This is a genomic window from Alcanivorax profundi (assembly GCF_003597125.1).
Taxonomy (GTDB): Bacteria; Pseudomonadota; Gammaproteobacteria; order Pseudomonadales; family Alcanivoracaceae; genus Alcanivorax; species Alcanivorax profundi.
On record NZ_QYYA01000060.1, the window covers coordinates 1 to 607 of the forward strand.

Genomic DNA, 607 nt, shown 5'->3' on the forward strand with positions numbered 1-607 from the left:
CTTCGTGAGGGATGCCGAACGCAATCTTGTCTATTGTCCGCAAGGCGAAATTCTGAGGCAAAAGTCTATCAAAAGAAATGGTATGATCCGCTACTGCAACAAGCTTGCATGTAAAAAATGCAAGTGCAAGTGTACCATCCAGAAGTTCAAGGAGGCAGACTTCAACAAAGACACCTTGATAAAGGCAACCGAAGCAAAACGCAAGCAACTCAAAGAAGAGAATAAGGACAAGCCAAAACCTCCAAGAATGAAAGTCGTGAAGAAGGTTGTCCGTTACGTTTTACATCTAGATCAGAACAAGATGGACAATCGCAAATGCCTCTCCGAGCATCCTTTCGGAACCATGAAGCGAGCACTTGGTCAATACTACTTTTTACTGAAAGGCAAACTGAAAGTAACTGCTGAGATGGGCCTCTTTTGCCTATCTTATAACCTTCGTCGTGCCATATCTCTCAAAGGTGTACCTGCTTTGATTGCTTCTCTTGGATAATGACCTGTAGGGATCAATACCATCGAAAAACACGCTCTATTAGTGTTCATATCGGCCATTTTAAGCCCTTATGACGAATTGTTTAACATAAACTAAAATTTTAAGATGAAAAAAGAT

1 pseudogene is annotated in these 607 nt (G+C 41.2%); it reads left to right on the forward strand.

The features are described 5' to 3' along the window. A pseudogene (locus D4A39_RS19050) lies at positions 1–490 on the forward strand (hypothetical protein); the annotation flags it as partial. Between the last annotated feature and the right edge of the window lie 117 nt (positions 491–607).